Consider the following 16,616-nt stretch of genomic DNA (forward strand, 5'->3'; position numbering starts at 1 on the left):
GATCGCTCATTGCCCACTATTTTCAAAACCGGGCTCAAGTCTCCGGACTTCACCTGCGACTCTCCGGGTTCTGTGCAACCGCAAACAGCTGGGCGGGAGGATCGGTCCCGTCCTCGCTATGCTTCGGGTTGCGATAGCGCAGCGCCCGCATACATAGCCAGCAGATGGGAATGGCTCCGCCGGTGATGAACAGGAGATCGCCGGGCAGCCGCATCCACTCCAGCGCGTGCACCCATTGTCTCATGATGAAGTCAAGGCTCCGCGCGTGCCAATAGCCGTTGCTTACGGCGTCGTGAAGCTGGACAATCCCGACCGGGAAAAGATTGAAAAAAGCCATCCAGACCAGGCCGATGTTGAGCGACCAGAAGGAGAGCTGGGCAGCGCGGTCGCTCCATTTGTCTGTCCGCATCAGGTAACGCAGGCAGAAGAGAAGCAGGCCGATCGCGAGCATGCCATAGACGCCCATCATGGCAGTGTGGCCGTGGTTGGCGGTCAGGTTGGTTCCGATTTCGTAATAGCTCACCACCGGGAGGTTGATAAGGAAACCAAACACCCCTGCACCGAAGAAGTTCCAGACCCCTACCGACACCAGGAACCATATCGCCCAGCGATGCAGTTGCCGGCCAGCTACGGCCGACTGCGCTCCGGACCTCATGAAACCCCATGCTTCGAGGGTGAGCAGAACCAGAGGAATGACTTCAAGAGCGGAAAAGGTGGCGCCCAGAGCCATGTGGACCGGCGGCGTGCCGCTGAAGTAGAGATGGTGCATCGTGCCCACGACTCCGCCGATCGAATAGAGAATTACGTCGAGGTAGATGATGCGCAGCGCGGTTGTCTGGCGCACCGCTCCCAGCAGAACAAACATGTAGGCCACCACCACGGTGGTGAAGAGCTCCATGAAGTCCTCGACCCAGAGATGAACCACCCAGAAACGCCAAAAGTCGTTGACAACGAAGCTCGTCTTGGGACCGGTCAGCAGGCCGACAGCATAGAAGACAGGGATTGCCAGCGCTGCGTAGAACAGCAGCCAGGGCATGTTGCCATAGTGCTGATCCCGAAGCGTCCGCCTCAAGCCTCGGGCCAGGATCAAAACCCAGAAAAACAGACCTATGACCAGCAGCACCTGCCACACGCGGCCGAGATCGAGGTACTCCCAGCCCTGGTGTCCGAGCCAGAACCACTGGCCCGTTCCCAGCCAACCCTTGACGCCCGCGTACTCGCCTGCCAGGCTGCCGAAGACGACAGTCGCCAAGGCGGCGAGCAGAGCCAGCGCCAGCCGGGTTTGGCCGCGCGGCTCGTGGCCCGCGACCAGAGGCACCATGAAAATGCCGGTGGCGAGGTAGGACGTCGAGACCCAGAAGATGGCGAGCTGCAAATGCCAGGTGCGGGCGATGTTGTAGGGCAGGAGACGGGAGATGTCCAGGCCGAAGAAGTTGCCCGGCTCCGCCCGGTAGTGCGCGACCAGCCCGCCGCAGAATGTCTGGATCAGGAAAAGCAGGGAAGTTACCGCGAGAAACCAGACGACGGCTCGCTGGGCGGGTGCCAGGCTGACCTCTTCCACCGGACGAAAGTCCACCTGAAGGCGTTCACCGCCCCAACCGAGCCAGTCGTAGCGGCCGAAAAAAAAGAGCACCAGGCCCGTGCCGCCCAGCAGCCCGATGATGGAAATGGCGCTCCAGGTAACCGCGTCGGCAGTGATGAAATTGCCGGCGAGCGGTTCAGAGGGCCAATTGTTGGTGTAGGAATCGGCCCGGCCCGGCCGGTTGGCTGTTCCGGTCCAGGCAGTCCAGGCGAAAAATGCGGTCAATTGACGAATCTGCTCAGGATCCTTGATCCAGGCTGCCTGTGCCCCGCCCTTGCTCACACCCGCAGCGAATAGCGCTTGATAGTATTTCTCCATCATGCGATGCGCCTGGACGCGCGCATCGCTCCAGAGGACGCTGTCGATCATGGGGTCATATGCGTTCTCATGAAGCTCTGCCTGCACTCTTACCGTGGGCGACAGCCCGGCGAGCGGGTCCTCCTGATAGCGGCTGATCAGGAACTCCGCGCTCTTGTGCAGATACTCGGCCGTAAAGTCGGGGCCGAGGTAAGCGCCGTGGCCGTAGACCGTGCCGTACTCCATGAGGCCATAGCGCTGAAACACATTCATCCCCGCCATGACATCGGCGCGGGTGAAGAGGGTTTCGCCTCCGGTGCTTACGACGCGTCCTGGGATCGGGGGCTTTTGCGCATAGGTGAGGTAGGCGAGCAAACCCAGCACACAGAAGCCGACCAGGTAGGTCAATATCGCGGCTTGCAGCCACCGAGAGGATATCGGCATCACTCGATTCGGCATCGTTCGCCTCATGTGGGAACGAGTGTCTCATCAAACACGGGATGCATGAAAGGAATTTCACGAATTTTGTGCGATCCGCGCCAGAGGCATGTTACTGCAACGCCTGCATCGTGCGCAGCGGGCGCGCGGCATGAAACGAACTGATCAGGGCTTTACCGATTTCATCGCGCTGAATCTGATTTGTGCCCTCGTAGATCTGAGTGATCTTGGCGTCGCGCATATATTTTTCGATGGGGTAGTCCCGCATGTACCCGTAGCCCCCGAAGATCTGTACGGCATCGCTCGTGACCTGCACAGCCATGTCCGAAGCGAAACACTTGGACATCGCCGAATACATTGTCGGCCGTTGGTCAGGATCGGAGTCGATATGGCGGGCCACCGCGTATGTCAGCGCGCGTGCTGCTTCCACCCGCACCGCCATGTCGGCCAGCGTGAAACGCAGGCCCTGGAATGACGACACCGGCGAGCCGAACTGGCGGCGCGTACAGGCATACTCCAATGCGAGGTCGAGCGCCCCCTGTGCGATGCCCACCGCCTGTGCTGCAACCCCGGGGCGAGACAAATCAAACGTCCTCATCGCGGTGATGAAGCCGGTTCCCTCGCGGCCCAGGCGGTTTGCCACCGGAACCCGGCAATCCTGGAAGGTCAGCTCGCGCGTTGCCGATGCGCGAATTCCCATCTTGTCTTCCTTCTTGCCGAATTCGAAGCCCGAGGTTCCCTTTTCCACCACGATGCAGGACGCACCCCTGGGGCCCTTGCCGGGATTGGTCAGCGCAAAGACGGCATAGAGCTCCGCCTCGCCGCCGTTGGTGACCCACTGCTTGGTCCCATTGAGGATATAGCAATCGCCGTCCCGATGCGCGACGGTTGCGATGGCACCGGCGTCCGAGCCGGCTTGAGGCTCGGTGAGCGCAAACGCGGCCAACTTTCTGCCGGCAGCAATGTCGGGGAGGAAGCGCCTCTTCTGCCCCTCATCACCCGCAATAATGATGGGGAGCGCTCCCAGGGCGGTGCCGGCGAAACTCAGAGCGATCCCGCCGCAGGCTCTCGAGAGCTCTTCGGTGACCAGCACCATATTGAAGATGGCCGACTTTCCCGCCATCCCCTCATACGCCTCGTCGATAAACACCCGGAAGAGGTCGGTCGCGGCCATCAGCTTGACGATGGGCCAGGGGAATTCGCCGCTGCGGTCACAGTGCGGAGCGATGGGCCGGATCTCCTTCTCGGCGATCTCCCGGGCCAAACGTCGTATCTCTTTCTGCTCATCGGTCAGGAAATAATCCATGGCTTCTTCTATCTCCACAGCGACGGCCGCAATGCCTGAGCACGGCCTCGGCAGACGAGGATCCTGAAGTTTTCATCGCTGGCGCCGGGCACAAAGGAGCTCACTTCCAACTGGGCGTCCAGAGACTCGGCCGGATCGGCCAGTTCCAGCAGCTTGCTGAGCAGTTCAGAGGGACCGACGTTTACATCCTGGAACTCGACATGAAACCCATCCTGCCGAAGACTCGCCGGCATGCTCCCCTCCGGGTAGAGCCCCTCGAAGGCGTCAACAAAGGCCTGGAGGCGGCCGGCGCTGTCGGGCGCCCCAAGGAAGTTTGCCCAGCCCCTGACACGAGCGGTGCGTGGATTCAAATCATTCCTGATACTTTCGGTTGGGACGGCCACAGCTCTCGAATAGTCCAGGCACGGCCACTGGATGCGGATGTCACCGCGTTCGACGATCAGTCGCAGCATCTGTCCTTCGGAGTCCCTGAGGAAGAACTCACCGCCGGGCATTGCCTGCCTCTGTTCTGCGGGTATGGAGTCGATCATGGAAATCAGCTCGCAGGGGACACCCGAGATGGCAGGGCATCCACCCGGCTGCACATGCCGCACTATGATGGCACTCTCTTCAGGGATGAATTCAAGCCAGTTTCCCTGGAATCCCGCCAGGCGCTGGCAGACTTTCTCCGGAACAGATCCGAGCTTGATCTTTCCGTCACACTCTGATTCGCCTTGCATCCTCGCACCCCCTACAAAAGCCGGCAGGAATGGGCCTGCCCATGTCCTCTTTTTCTAGAATACAGATTTCAAGAGTTCCGGACTATCGAAAATTTCAACCAGGTTAAAAATTTCTCTATGTGTGTGATGGTTTTGGGTGGTAATGCGAGCACAGTCGCTTGACGCGCCGGATGACCAGAGCCGATTTGACGCATTCCAATTGCCTGTGGTAGCTTGAGATCAAGCCCCGGTCCAAGAGGAGGTGCATGGAACGAGCCACAGCGGAACAGTGGATGCTTGAGGCCCTCGCCGAGGCCCGCAAAGCCGAGAGTGCGGGTGAAATCCCGGTGGGCGCCATCGTGCTTATCAACGACAAGATTGTCGGGCGCGGCCACAACCATTCCGTACATCTGCACGATCCCTCGGCGCACGCCGAAATCCTGGCTCTGCGCCAGGCAGCCCGAAACATGAAGAACTACCGGCTGCCCGGCTCGATCCTGATTGTGACCGTGGAGCCCTGCGTCATGTGTGCCGGGGCCATGATCCAGGCCCGCGTTGAGGAAGTCATCTATGGGGCCACCGACCCGAAAGCGGGCTCTCTCGACTCACACTTCCACCTCGCGAGCGCGGTCGAGCTCAATCACAGGTTTGAAGTGATGTCCGGCATCCTGGAAGGCGAATGCAGTTTCCTGATGCGGACATTCTTCGCCTCCCGCCGGCAGCCGCCTTCTTACTAGGCAGCCGCCTCCTTCAGGTTCACGATGGTCGAGGTGATTCAATGCTCCTGCGTGCGCCCCGGCAGCCCGGTCTGGAGAGATTCGGCCAGGCGGGTGATGATCGCCGCAACCGGAGCTTGCGGGTCATTCTCAGCGAGCAGTCGCTGGCGGGTGACGGACCTGCTGACCGCGGGATCCAGAGGGAGGGAACCCGTGAAATGAAGACGGATCGGAAGGCCACCATCGACACACAGGAACCTCGACACGACCTGCTGCAGATGGTTGGCTATCACCGTGCCGGCTTGTTCGGGGTGATGAGGGTCGGCCTGATTGACCACGAGTCGGAAATCCCTGCAGCCGAACCGCAGTGCCAGAATCTTCACCATTGCGTATGCATCCATGAGAGAGGTTGGTTCCGGCGTTACTATGAGCACGATTTCGTCGGCCATCCGGGCGAAAAACAGCACGACCTCGCCAATGCCTGCTCCGGCATCGAAAAGAATGGAGTCATAACGAGTATCGAGCTTATCGAGCAACTGACTCAAGCCCGTCGCCAGGTCCGGAGTCAGCAGGTTCGTTTCCAGCGTGCCGGATCCGGCGGGCAGCAAATCGAAGCCGCCGCGAGTGCGCACCAGGACTTCCTCGAGCGTAAGATTGCCGGCCAGGACGTCCTGTATGGTGCCGGATGGATTGATCCCCAGAATGACATCGAGGTTGGCGAGGCCCAAATCGGCGTCCAGCACCAGAGTACGGTGTCCCGAGGAGGCGAAAGCGGCGGCGAGGTTGGCGGTGATTACGGTTTTTCCCACCCCGCCCTTACCGCTGACGATCGCATAACGGCGACCGCGCTGTTCATTGCTCATAAGATTCCTCCTCGAATCGGGGCAGGACGATGGAAGCCTGCTCTGCCGCCGACACGCGGGTTTGAATAAGCTCCGGATAAGCCAGGTATTGCCTTCCTGATCGCTTGGCCCGGTAGAGCTCGGCGTCGGCCTGCGCCAGAATTATTTTGGGGGAAACGTCAATGCTCGGCTCGGTCCAGACCAGGCCGGCACTCGTGGTTACGTTCAACGTCAGCTCTCCGGCAGTAACGACAAGCGGGTTAAGATGGCCGTGAATCCGTATCGCCGCGCGCACAGCATCTTCTGGCGTGCATTCCGGGAGCATGACGGCGAACTCTTCGCCTCCGATGCGGGCCGCCAAGTCCATGCTGCGCAGCGACTTTTTCAACCGGATAGCGACCGCTTTCAGGACGTAGTCCCCCACATGGTGGCCATAGGTGTCGTTGACGAGTTTGAACCGATCCAGGTCGAGCATCATTACCCCGCACGTGTGGCCGGTTCGCGAACCACGGTCGATTTCGCTTGCCAGGGCTGCGCGAAAGAAAGTGGGATTGACGAGCCCCGTGAGCCCGTCGTGCATGGACAGGTCGCAGAGCGCATCGATGAGGGCCTGAATCTGTGCCTGCGGCTCCAAGTCGAGCCGGGTCGGGTCGGATCGGCCGGCGTGCTCCAGGATTCGAATGGCGGTAGTGAGATCCAGTCCCTGCCAGTTGCCCACTTCAGTGACTCTTTCCCTTGAATAGCCTGAGATGATCGCGCCGCCATGGCTGTCATGGGGCATACCAACATCCCGTGCAACGATTCCGCCAACAAAGACAGAATTTCCGTTACTCTAATCTCTTTCGGCAGATGGCTCATGAAACAGCACGACAAATATGACCGCTTCAACGAGGGTGCAGGTTGAGATGAACCAGAGTGGCGCCGCGATCCGGAGTGTCTTCGAAACATATGACGGCAGGATGGCTGCTCAGAAACCGCTGCACGATCTGGCGCTGCACTCCGATGCCGCGGCCGTGAATGATGCGCACCTGGGTAAATCCTTTCGCCAATGCCTGGAAGAGGTATTCCTCGACCACGCTCTTGACTTCCTGAGGCTGGAAGGTGTGCAGGTCAATCCAGTCCTCGATCGGTACCTCGACCGGTTCCTCGGGCAATCCCCGCTCCTGCTTCCGTGGTTCAGTGGATGATCGTGCCGATGCGGCCCAGCTTGACGGAGGTCAGCTTATCGATCAGATGATAGATCGGAATCGCCGGATTCCATGACCAGTAGACAATCATGGGCGTTCCGATGACGTCCTCGTAGGGAACGAAACCCCAGAAACGGCTGTCCAGGCTGTTGTCCCGGTTGTCGCCCATGGCGAAAACATAGTCGCGCTGGACCGTGTATTCGCGTGCCACCCTGCCGTCGATCATGACCTGTTCATCCTCGAGCATAGCGTCATGCCCTTCGCGGCGGATGAAGACCTCCCAGGCCGGGAAGTTGGCGGCTGTAAGTGCCAGCTTCATTCCCTTGCGGGGAACGGCTATGGGGCCGTAATTGTCTGCGTTGAAATCGGACCCGCGTGGAAAAATGTAGCGATCTGCCTGGCCCGGCGAAAGCACGGCACCGCGGATGTGCTTGGCGTGGGCCGGGTCGGGAACGGCATTGCCATTCACAAACAACATCTGGTTTTTTATCAGGATGGTGTCACCGGGCAGGCCGATGCAGCGTTTCAAATACCACATCTGGATGGGCTTCTCGATCTCGTCGCGGCCGCCGGGCCAATCGAAAACAATGACGTCGCCGCGGGCGACACTGCGGAAGCCCGGTACCCGGAGGTGCGGTATGCGGATCGAGGTGAGCGGAATTGTATACGGGGTCGAGCCGCCGTAGATGAACTTGTTGACAAAGACACGGTCGCCGATAGCCACCGTATCTTCCATCGAACCAGTCGGGACTTCAAAAGAAGCCATGACAAAGCTGTTGATAATCAGCACAGCGCAAAGGATGAACGTCAGCTCTTTGACAAAGGTCAGGATCGGGGATCTGGATCCTTGGACCGCGGCAATCTTCTTCGGAACGGGTTTCCCTCTCATGGCTCCTCTCGTCAGCAACTCAGATAACGTCGCTGTCAGCTGGAAAGAATACCCCAAAGCACTGATGCTTGCACCAGGGGTTTTTTTCTGATCGCAGGGCTTACAAAAAAACGGCCACGAAGAAAATGAGTTTTTCTTGTCACGAGGCGGCGAATTTTGCCATTCGGACAGGAAAATCAACTTTGCACCGCAGCAGCCGCGCAGACCGCAGAGCGGTCTCTGCGATCTCCGCGAACTCTGCGTCGGCGTCTTTTTTGATGCGGCCGTGCCGCGCCATGTCCTTCATTGCCGTCTTTGCTTTTATGTTTATCGGGCCGTCCCGGTTTTTCCTGATCCTGGGACGGCAGATTGCCGATTGGAAAGCTGATGGGCCTCGGCCCGTAGGGCCGGCTCCCGGAGTCTTGTCGCGAACTTCTTCGTAGAAATCCGCGCACAAAACCATTATCGTGGGGGCGAACACGACATCCATCGTTTGGGCTTTTCCGTTGCCCGCAGCCAATACTTGCCGACGGGAGGGGCATCGGCCGGGCGTGCGGGCGGATCGCTAATCCGGATTTCACGACCTTCAGCTACGGAAGAGAGACAATGAAGAAGATCTTGCTTGGCACGAGTTTGTTTTTCGCAGTTGCAGTTTTGGGCTTCGCACAACAAAAACCGCCGGCTAAGGGCGGTACTCCAAAGCCCCCGGCAGCGGTGGCGCTGCAGCAAAAAGAGACCGTTCCTCAGGTCAGCGAGAATTTTGTGATCGGCCTGGAAGACGTCCTGCAAATCAACGTGTGGAAGGAACCCGATTTTTCCGTGCAATCCGTGGTTGTCCGGCCCGACGGGAAAATCACTCTGCCTGTGATTGGTGACATTCAGGCGAACGGATTGACCACAAAGCAACTGCAGGATAGCTATATCGATCGGCTCAGGACATATGTGAAGGACCCGACTGTCACCGTGATTGTGGTGAAGATCGAAAGTCAGAAGGTCTCCATAGTCGGTGCGGTCGGCAAACCCGGAGCTTATCCTATGGGCGCGCCCATGACCGTGCTGGAATTGATCGCCAAAGCGGGCGGATTGACCGACTATGCCAAGGCTACGCGCATCAAAATTCTGCGAAAAAAGGACGGTCGTTTACTTTTGTTCAACTACAAAGATGCCATCAACGGCAGGAACCTGAAGCAGAACGTGATCCTGGAAAACGGAGACATGGTCCTGGTGCCCTGAACAGAACGAGCGCCCGGAACAATTCTGCTGAAACAGGGAATCCCGGGCAGCGCGCGCCTTCGCGCCCAGTTCAAGCCGGCGCAGACGATATTTCCGAAGCGGGGACGTCTTACTTTATCCACCTTGGCAGCCAGGACGGCTGTAAGGACGGGAAAAGCGGAACGTCCCCCTTCCGTTTCAAAGCCTGATCGCGAGATCGAGGGACACGTCGAGCGCGGCTGAGCTGTGTGTCAACCAGCCTACCGACAGAAGATCGACCCCTGTAGCGGCAATGGCGGCGGCATTTGCTGGTGTAATGCCTCCGGAAGCTTCAGTGAGCGCCTTCCCTCGGGCCAGATGAACTCCCTGTGCCAGCATGTCGACGGGCATGTTATCCAGGAGAATCGCATCGACGCCCAGGCCGAGAGCTTCCTCCAATTCGACGAGCGTATCCACCTCGACTTCGATTTTTACCATGTGCCCTGCGTGCCTGCGCACGCGCCGGACCGCCTCGGTGATCCCGCCCGCGATCAGCCGGTGATTGTCCTTGATCAGAACCGCGTCATCGAGGCCGAAACGATGATTGGCGCCGCCTCCTGCTCTTACCGCGTATTTTTCAAGCGACCGCAGGCCCGGCGTGGTCTTGCGGGTACACACGACTTGGGCGCCGGTGTGCGCCACGGCAGCGACGATGCCGCGCGTGGCGGTGGCGATCCCGCACAAGCGCCCCAGAAAATTCAGAGCCGTCCGCTCGGCCGATAAAATGGCGCGGGCGGGACCGCTTACCACGGCGAGGTGCTCACCGGCAGGCGCATCGCTGCCATCGGCGACGAGAATTTCCGCGCGCACGCGCGCATCGAGGCACCGGAACGCACAGACCGCAACCTCCAGGCCGGCGATGCGCCCCGGGGCGCGCGCGATCATCGAGGCGACCGCTTCCTCGCCGGCGGCAACAATGGCATCGGTAGTAAGATCGCCGGCACGGCCCAGGTCCTCAAGCAGGGCGCGGCGTACGGTCTCTTCGTAAAGCAGAAGATAGGGTGGCGTGACGGATGCTGCTGCGGGCTTCATGTCAGCGGCTCGCCTTGGGGAGGTTGATCATCCTCTGGACGGCGCGGCGGGCACGCTCGGCGATGCCGGGTTCGACCTCGATCACGTGCTCCTCGTACAGAAGGGAATTCAGTATCTTGGGCAGAGTGATGCGCTTCATGTGGGGGCACAGGTTGCAGGGGCGCACGAACTGAATCTCCGGAAATTCCACAGCCACATTGTCGCTCATGGAACATTCGGTCACCATCACCACACGCCGCGGCCGGAAGGTGCCAACATGGCGGATCATGCCGGCTGTGGACCCGACGAAGTCCGCTTCGGCAAGCACATCCGGCGGACATTCCGGATGAGCGAGAACGACGAGATCGCCGTACTGCTGCCGGTAGTTGCGCAGATCCCGGGCCGAAAACCGTTCGTGAACCTCGCAATGCCCGCGCCAGAGAATCACCTGCACCTTGGTCTGTCCCGCCACATAGCGGCCGAGATATTCGTCCGGCAGCAGAATGACGCGATCGGCGCCAAGCGACTCCACGGCCGCGACGGCGTTGGCCGACGTGCAGCAGAGATCCGACTCGGCTTTCACGGCCGCCGAAGTGTTCACATAGGTCACGACCGGCACACCGGGGTAGCGCTCGCGCAGCAGGCGCACATCCTCGGCCGTGACGGCATCGGCCAGCGAACAACCGGCCTCGAGGTCGGGGATCAGCACAATCTTTTCAGGATTCAGCAGCTTAGCTGTTTCGGCCATGAAATGAACACCGCACAGCACGATCCGCTCGGCGTCTGTCTGGGCCGCTTCCCGAGCCAGAGCCAGCGAGTCGCCGGTCAGGTCGGCAACTCCGTGAAAGATCTCCGGGGTCTGGTAGTTGTGGGCGAGGATGACGGCCTTGCGCTCCACCTTCAGTCGCCGGATGGCGGCAATGTAGGGGGCATGGACCGGCCACTCGATCTCCGGGATGACGTCCCGCAGCCGCTCATAAACCGCAGCGGTGCCGCGCTTGACCTCGGGGGTGAAGGCCAGATCCTCCGGCGCGAGGATCGGATCCAGTGCTCTTAGACTCATAGCTTGTGCCTCACTTATGCTCATTATGAGCATATGGGATCGTCAAAAAAATCCGGTCCCTCCGGACCGATACTTATTATACTAAACTTGAGTATATCTCCTGTCAACAGAAACCACGATCCGGCCAATCGGCAGCCACGAGACTCACGAAACAGGCGAAAAACGTTTTCCTGTATTCCGCGGTCTCGCGAAGCGGCTCGCTGAAATGTGTCGGAGAAACACAAAACTACAGCTTTGCCTTACAGAGCGGGAATTGGAGACGCTTCTCGGTTTCAGTCTTCGCCTCCGAATGGCTGTTCGGTCAACCGTGAAGCAGGGCCGAGATGCCGACGCCGGGTGCAGGCCGCTCGCGGAGCACCTCGCGACGGAAGCGGAATAATTCGGCCGGCCTGCCCCCGGTCCGGGCATCCATGTGCCCCGTCCCTTCCACCAGCCCGCCGGATTCCACCAGGCGCCGCAGGTTTTGTTTGTGGAGCCCGATGCCCGCCAGGGCTTCCACGACCCGCTGGAGCTGCAGCAGAGTAAACGTCTCCGGGAGCAGTTCAAAGACGACCGGCCGGTATTTGAGCTTGCCGCGCAGTCGCCCCAGCGCGGTGGCGAGGATACGGCGGTGATCGAACGCCATGGGCTGCCCGAGAGTATGATTGTGCCCGGGGCCGGTGTGGCCGCAGACGTGCGCTTTCAGTCTCCGGCGGTCACGCTCGGCCTCGGCTGCGAGGCCGACCTCGTAGATGAGCTCGTAGCGGTCCAGAACGCGCTCCGCCACCCAGTGTGCGCCGCCCAGGCCGAAATAAATGTCGCCGCGCTCGCGCCTCTCGCGGCGCGTTTCTTTATCTCCGGCGGCCTGAATCCAGCGGTTAAGCGCCGGCGCAATCTGGCCGTCGATGACGGCAGGGCGTCCGGCGCGCCAGTCCTCCCATGGGAAATACCGGTACCAATCGCGCCAGACGGCTTTTCCTGCCCCCGAAGGCGGGACCTCGCGTACCAGTGCCAGGTAAGCGACTGAAATAACCCGGGGCCCCCCGCGGCTTTCTCCGGGATCGCGGTTGCGGTTCCCGAACGTGTAGAGCTGCTCAACGTAGCCGAAGTCGATCCCGGTCTTTTCGCGCACCCAGCTACGCAATCCCAGCTCCAGAGTGCGATGGCGTCCGGGATTGAATGGCCCGAAAGGCAGGGCATCGAGTGGTGCCGGCAGTGAATCCGTGAAGGTCTTCACAGCCAGGAATCTCGGCACCTCCCGGGTAACGGCCGTAATCACCGCATTGAGCCCTATGACGATCTGTCCGCCCAACGTCCCCCTCCTCAGGCAGTAGTGTAAGCCTTTCCGTTGCGGCTGCAAGAAAAACCATGAAACGGGTTGCTGCCGTCCAAGCCACGCAATGTCTTTCGTGGCTGCTTTGTCCTTGCCCAGCCCATTGATTCCAGGAAACGGCTCAACTACACTGATGCATCCCCTAGGGAGAAAAAGCAGCCATGCTGGTAATGATGAAGGCACATGCCACCGCCGCGGAGATCGAGGAGGTCTGTCGCAAGATCGAGGAAATGGGTTTCAGGGCACACGCGATTCCGGGGAGCATGAGGACCGCGATCGGAATTACCGGCAACCGCGGACCCGTGGAGGCGACAGCCCTGGAGGCCCTTCCCGGGGTTGCGGAATGCGTGCCTGTTTCCAAACCGTACAAGCTTGTTGCCCGCGAGCTCAGGGAAGACTCGACCACCATTGATCTCGGGGATGGCGTGCTGGTAGGAGGGCCCGAGCTTGCCATCATAGCCGGTCCCTGCGCCGTCGAGAGTCGCGAGCAGGCCTTTGCCATCGCCGGCGCCGTGCGTGCCGCGGGTGCGCGCCTGTTCCGCGGGGGAGCTTACAAGCCGCGCACGTCCCCATACAGCTTCCAGGGGCTGGGCGAAGAGGGACTGAAGATCCTCGCCGAGGTTCGCGCCGGGTTCGGACTGAAGATTGTGACGGAAGCCATCGATCACGAGAGCCTGGAACTGGTAGAGAAGTACGCCGATGTGATTCAGATCGGTGCACGCAACATGCAGAATTTCTCGCTTCTGAGGCTGGCGGGAAAATCCAGCCGCCCGGTGCTGCTCAAACGCGGCATCTCGGCAACCCTCGACGAATTGCTTATGGCCGCAGAATACATTCTCGCAGAAGGCAATTATCACGTGATATTGTGCGAGCGGGGCGTGCGCACCTTTGCCGACCATACCCGGAACACACTCGATCTGAGCGTTATTCCCGCGGCGCACCGGTTGAGCCACCTTCCCATCCTCGTCGACCCGAGCCATGGGACGGGAAGGCGTGAGAAGGTTCTGCCGTTGTCCCGTGCTGCCGTGGCAGTAGGGGCCGATGGCCTGATCATCGAGGTGCATCACAAACCCGAGGAAGCCCTTTCCGACGGGAACCAGTCCATTCTGCCGTCCCAGCTGGAGCAACTCATGGGAGAGATCCGTCAGATCGCGGCTGTGCTCGGGCGACGAGTGGCCGGCGGGGAGGGCCGCGACCAACTCAAGCACGGTTAAGCAGAGATGACGGAATCACGAAACCTGCGAAGGTGGTTTCCTGAGTTCCGCGCATCCTGACGTTTGCGTAGGAAAAGGCATGGATTTCAGGATTTCTCAGGATGATCTTGCTGAAGCGCGGGCTACGATCGCCGGGCTGGTGCATCGCACACCGGTTTTTTCTTCCCGCGCTCTGAGCCGGCGTACGGGCCTTTCGGTGTATCTCAAGGCGGAGAATCTTCAGAAAACCGGCTCTTTCAAGCCGCGGGGTGCGTTCAACAAAGTCCGCCACCTGCCGCGGGCTGAGGCGAGACGCGGCATTATTACCGCCTCGGCCGGAAATATGGGACAGGCCGTCGCCTATGTTGCGGCGCATGAGCAGATTCCCGGCGTTGTGGTGATGCCGGAGCGAGCCAACTCGAGCAAGGTGGCGGCGGTCAAAGAATACGGCGCCGAGGCCATCCAATACGGCAGGCTCTGGGACGATGCGTTCGCACGTTCGCAGGAATTGGCCATCGAAAGAGGGCTGGTTTACGTGCATCCCTTCAAAGACCGCCACGTGCTCGCCGGCCAGGGCACTCTGGCGCTCGAGGTTTTGGAAGATCTCCCGGATCTGGCGGCGATAGTCATCCCCATCGGCGGTGGTGGGCTGATGGCTGGAATGGCGATGGCTCTGAAGCTGCACAAGCCGGAGGTGCGCATCATCGGTGTGGAGCCGACCGGCTCGGCGAACATGTTTCTGAGCCGGCGCCAGGGCCGGTGTGCGGATCTGGATGAAGTCACCACCATTGCCGACGGTCTCGCTACCAGGAAAACGGATCCGGAAGTATTCGAGATCATCAATGATCTGGTCGACGAACTCGTGACCGTTGAAGATGCGGAAATGCTCCAGGCGATTCGCTTCCTGCTCGAACGGGCCAAGCTGCTGGCGGAACCTGCCGGTGCCGCCACCGTCGCAGCCCTGCTGGCCGGCAAAGTCGCTCTTCCTCCGGACACCGTGACCGTGGCCGTGGTGAGCGGTGGAAACCTCGATGTCGCCGGAAGGCTCGAGCTCACCTATTAAAGAAATGACGATTGATGAATGGAGAATCGTCAATCATGTTATGAAGCGGCGTGTTTTTTGAACCAATCCAGCATGCGCCGCCATCCGTCTTCCGCCGCCTCCTTCTGATAACTGGGTCGGTAATCAGCAAAGAACCCATGCTGGGCCTCGGGGTAGACTATGATTTCTGAAGGGTTGCCCGCCGCCTTGAGGGCCTTGCGCATGCGCTCCACCGTATCCGGCGGGATGCCTGTGTCCTTGCCGCCGTAAAGACCCAACACCGGCGCTTTCATTTCAGGCACCAGGTCGATTGGATTCCTGGGCGTCAGCTCCGTTGGCTGCCCAACCAGCCGGCCATACCAGGCTGCTCCGGCCTGCAGCTTGGGATTATGCGCTGCATAAAGCCACACGATCCGTCCGCCCCAGCAAAATCCTGTGATCGCCAGCCGGCTTGCATCTCCTCCGGACTTGCTGGCCCATGCTGCCGCGGCGTCGAGGTCCGACAGGACTTGAGCATCCGGCACTCTGGAGACGACCTTGGAGACAATCTCGTTGATGTCGGACATCTTGGCTACGTCGCCCTGGCGGGCGTAAAGCTCCGGGGCGACGGCCAGATAGCCGGCCTTGGCAAAGCGGCGGCAAATGTCCTTGATGTGTTCGTGAACCCCGAAAATCTCCTGGACGACCAGCACGGTCGGAAAAGGCCCGCCAGTAGCGGGCATCGCCCGGTATGCCGGGATCTGGCCATCTTTCACTTGGATTTTCACCTCCTCGGCGGTAAGGCCCACGGAACTGGTTGTAATCGTCTGTGCGGAGATCGGTTGAGCAGAAAGGGCAAAGCCCGCGGTCAAGGTTGTGACGATGAACTCGCGGCGTGAAAATTGGTTCTGTTGCGAGGAATTCCGCAGATCTTCATTCATCGTACCCCACCTCCTTTTGTGTTACCTTTTGGCTTCCGGCGTTCGAATCCGGTCGTCAGCACCGGTTGACGTGCTCAATGCATGGTAGCAGTTGGAGCGGATTCCTTCCAGGCCGGCAGCGGGATGATAGATGGTCAGAGAAAACACTTTTTCTCTGCGCCAGCCGTAGCTATGCTCATGCCAGGTATGTCCCGAGCGGGACATGCTTGTGCAGAGGTCAGTTCTTGCCTGGATTGATGGCATGATGCAGAGAACGAAGGTTTTTTCCAGCGACCTGCTGCTTGTGGTCGATGTTCAGAATGATTTTTGTCGAGGTGGCGCCCTGGAGGTGCCCGGGGGAGATGAAGTCGTGCCGGTCATCAATCGGCTGGCAGGCGGCTTTGTGCACGTCGGACTGACGCAGGACTGGCATCCAAGAGGGCACGTCTCCTTCGCATCATCACATGCAGGGAAGCAACCGCTGCAAACCTTGGTGCTTCCTTACGGTGATCAAATCCTCTGGCCCGATCACTGCATTTCCGGCACCAGAGGAGCAGAGTTTCACCCGGGTCTCCACACCGTACAGGCCGAGGTCATCATCAGGAAAGGATTCCATCCTGCCATCGATTCCTACTCTGCCTTCTACGAGAACGATCACGAGACCCCGACCGGCCTGGCCGGATATCTGCGCAACCGTGGCCTCAAACGACTTTTCATGGCAGGACTGGCCCTCGATTTCTGCGTTCTGTACTCGGCACTGGACGCACGCAAGGAATCCTTCGAGGTGTTCGTAATCGAGGAGGCGGTGCGCGGGATCAACGTCGACGGCTCGATGGAGAAGGCCTGGAAAGCCATGGGCGGGGCCGGCATTCACCGTATCAGCCGGCGGGATCTGTCTTTCTGAGCTGCTT

At 60.1% G+C, this 16,616-nt stretch carries 16 protein-coding genes; 5 read left to right on the plus strand and 11 right to left on the minus strand.

Annotated features, from left to right (window positions below; all coding sequences use genetic code 11):
• Nucleotides 1-49: 49 nt before the first annotated feature.
• The 3 genes from LAP85_17310 to LAP85_17320 all read right to left on the minus strand — a co-directional run bounded on the left by LAP85_17310 (nt 50) and on the right by LAP85_17320 (nt 4,342).
• Nucleotides 50-2,338, minus strand: coding sequence for a cbb3-type cytochrome c oxidase subunit I (locus LAP85_17310; GenBank protein MBZ5498161.1), 2,289 nt, complete (start codon nt 2,336-2,338; stop codon nt 50-52).
• Between the two features lie 91 nt (nt 2,339-2,429).
• Nucleotides 2,430-3,623 carry an acyl-CoA dehydrogenase family protein gene (locus LAP85_17315; protein MBZ5498162.1) on the minus strand — a complete coding sequence of 398 codons (1,194 nt, stop codon included), beginning with the start codon at nt 3,621-3,623 and terminating at the stop codon, nt 2,430-2,432.
• 8 nt (nt 3,624-3,631) lie between these two features.
• Nucleotides 3,632-4,342 carry a hypothetical protein gene (locus LAP85_17320; protein ID MBZ5498163.1) on the minus strand — a complete coding sequence of 237 codons (711 nt, stop codon included), beginning with the start codon at nt 4,340-4,342 and terminating at the stop codon, nt 3,632-3,634.
• A gap of 245 nt (nt 4,343-4,587) precedes the next feature.
• On the opposite strand from LAP85_17320, the gene tadA reads away from it, so the two are divergent.
• Complete coding sequence (tadA, locus tag LAP85_17325) at nt 4,588-5,058, plus strand: tRNA adenosine(34) deaminase TadA (protein MBZ5498164.1); 471 nt, start codon at nt 4,588-4,590, stop codon at nt 5,056-5,058.
• A gap of 38 nt (nt 5,059-5,096) precedes the next feature.
• Here tadA and LAP85_17330 read toward each other — a convergent pair whose 3' ends face one another.
• From LAP85_17330 to lepB, 4 genes are all read right to left on the minus strand, one after another.
• Entirely contained in the window at nt 5,097-5,900 is an 804-nt protein-coding gene (locus tag LAP85_17330; protein MBZ5498165.1) for a MinD/ParA family protein, read from the minus strand.
• Nucleotides 5,890-6,660, minus strand: a complete 771-nt coding sequence (locus tag LAP85_17335) for a GGDEF domain-containing protein (GenBank protein MBZ5498166.1) — start codon at nt 6,658-6,660, stop codon at nt 5,890-5,892. The genes LAP85_17330 and LAP85_17335 overlap by 11 nt, the downstream gene beginning before the upstream one ends.
• 103 nt (nt 6,661-6,763) lie before the next feature.
• Complete coding sequence (locus tag LAP85_17340) at nt 6,764-7,033, minus strand: Smr/MutS family protein (protein ID MBZ5498167.1); 270 nt, start codon at nt 7,031-7,033, stop codon at nt 6,764-6,766.
• Between the two features lie 22 nt (nt 7,034-7,055).
• Complete coding sequence (lepB, locus tag LAP85_17345; protein ID MBZ5498168.1) at nt 7,056-7,955, minus strand: signal peptidase I; 900 nt, start codon at nt 7,953-7,955, stop codon at nt 7,056-7,058.
• A gap of 585 nt (nt 7,956-8,540) precedes the next feature.
• Here lepB and LAP85_17350 point away from each other — a divergent pair.
• Entirely contained in the window at nt 8,541-9,167 is a 627-nt protein-coding gene (locus LAP85_17350) for a polysaccharide export protein (GenBank protein ID MBZ5498169.1), read from the plus strand.
• Between the two features lie 177 nt (nt 9,168-9,344).
• Here LAP85_17350 and nadC read toward each other — a convergent pair whose 3' ends face one another.
• The 3 genes from nadC to LAP85_17365 all read right to left on the minus strand — a co-directional run bounded on the left by nadC (nt 9,345) and on the right by LAP85_17365 (nt 12,550).
• Nucleotides 9,345-10,217, minus strand: coding sequence for a carboxylating nicotinate-nucleotide diphosphorylase (gene nadC, locus LAP85_17355; GenBank protein ID MBZ5498170.1), 873 nt, complete (start codon nt 10,215-10,217; stop codon nt 9,345-9,347).
• 1 nt (nt 10,218) lies between these two features.
• Nucleotides 10,219-11,292, minus strand: coding sequence for a quinolinate synthase NadA (gene nadA, locus LAP85_17360; GenBank protein MBZ5498171.1), 1,074 nt, complete (start codon nt 11,290-11,292; stop codon nt 10,219-10,221).
• Between the two features lie 268 nt (nt 11,293-11,560).
• Nucleotides 11,561-12,550 carry a hypothetical protein gene (locus LAP85_17365; protein MBZ5498172.1) on the minus strand — a complete coding sequence of 330 codons (990 nt, stop codon included), beginning with the start codon at nt 12,548-12,550 and terminating at the stop codon, nt 11,561-11,563.
• Between the two features lie 182 nt (nt 12,551-12,732).
• Here LAP85_17365 and aroF point away from each other — a divergent pair, with 182 nt between their 5' ends.
• Nucleotides 12,733-13,785, plus strand: a complete 1,053-nt coding sequence (aroF, locus tag LAP85_17370; GenBank protein ID MBZ5498173.1) for a 3-deoxy-7-phosphoheptulonate synthase — start codon at nt 12,733-12,735, stop codon at nt 13,783-13,785.
• A gap of 79 nt (nt 13,786-13,864) precedes the next feature.
• Nucleotides 13,865-14,827 carry a pyridoxal-phosphate dependent enzyme gene (locus LAP85_17375; protein MBZ5498174.1) on the plus strand — a complete coding sequence of 321 codons (963 nt, stop codon included), beginning with the start codon at nt 13,865-13,867 and terminating at the stop codon, nt 14,825-14,827.
• Nucleotides 14,828-14,865: 38 nt separating this feature from the next.
• Here LAP85_17375 and LAP85_17380 read toward each other — a convergent pair whose 3' ends face one another.
• Nucleotides 14,866-15,726 carry a dienelactone hydrolase family protein gene (locus LAP85_17380; GenBank protein MBZ5498175.1) on the minus strand — a complete coding sequence of 287 codons (861 nt, stop codon included), beginning with the start codon at nt 15,724-15,726 and terminating at the stop codon, nt 14,866-14,868.
• A gap of 241 nt (nt 15,727-15,967) precedes the next feature.
• On the opposite strand from LAP85_17380, the gene pncA reads away from it, so the two are divergent.
• Nucleotides 15,968-16,609: a bifunctional nicotinamidase/pyrazinamidase gene (pncA, locus tag LAP85_17385; GenBank protein ID MBZ5498176.1), complete on the plus strand. Its 642-nt coding sequence runs from the start codon at nt 15,968-15,970 to the stop codon at nt 16,607-16,609.
• Nucleotides 16,610-16,616 lie beyond the last annotated feature (7 nt).

It is taken from the genome of Terriglobia bacterium (genome assembly GCA_020072565.1).
Classification (GTDB): domain Bacteria; phylum Acidobacteriota; class UBA6911; order UBA6911; family UBA6911; genus JAFNAG01.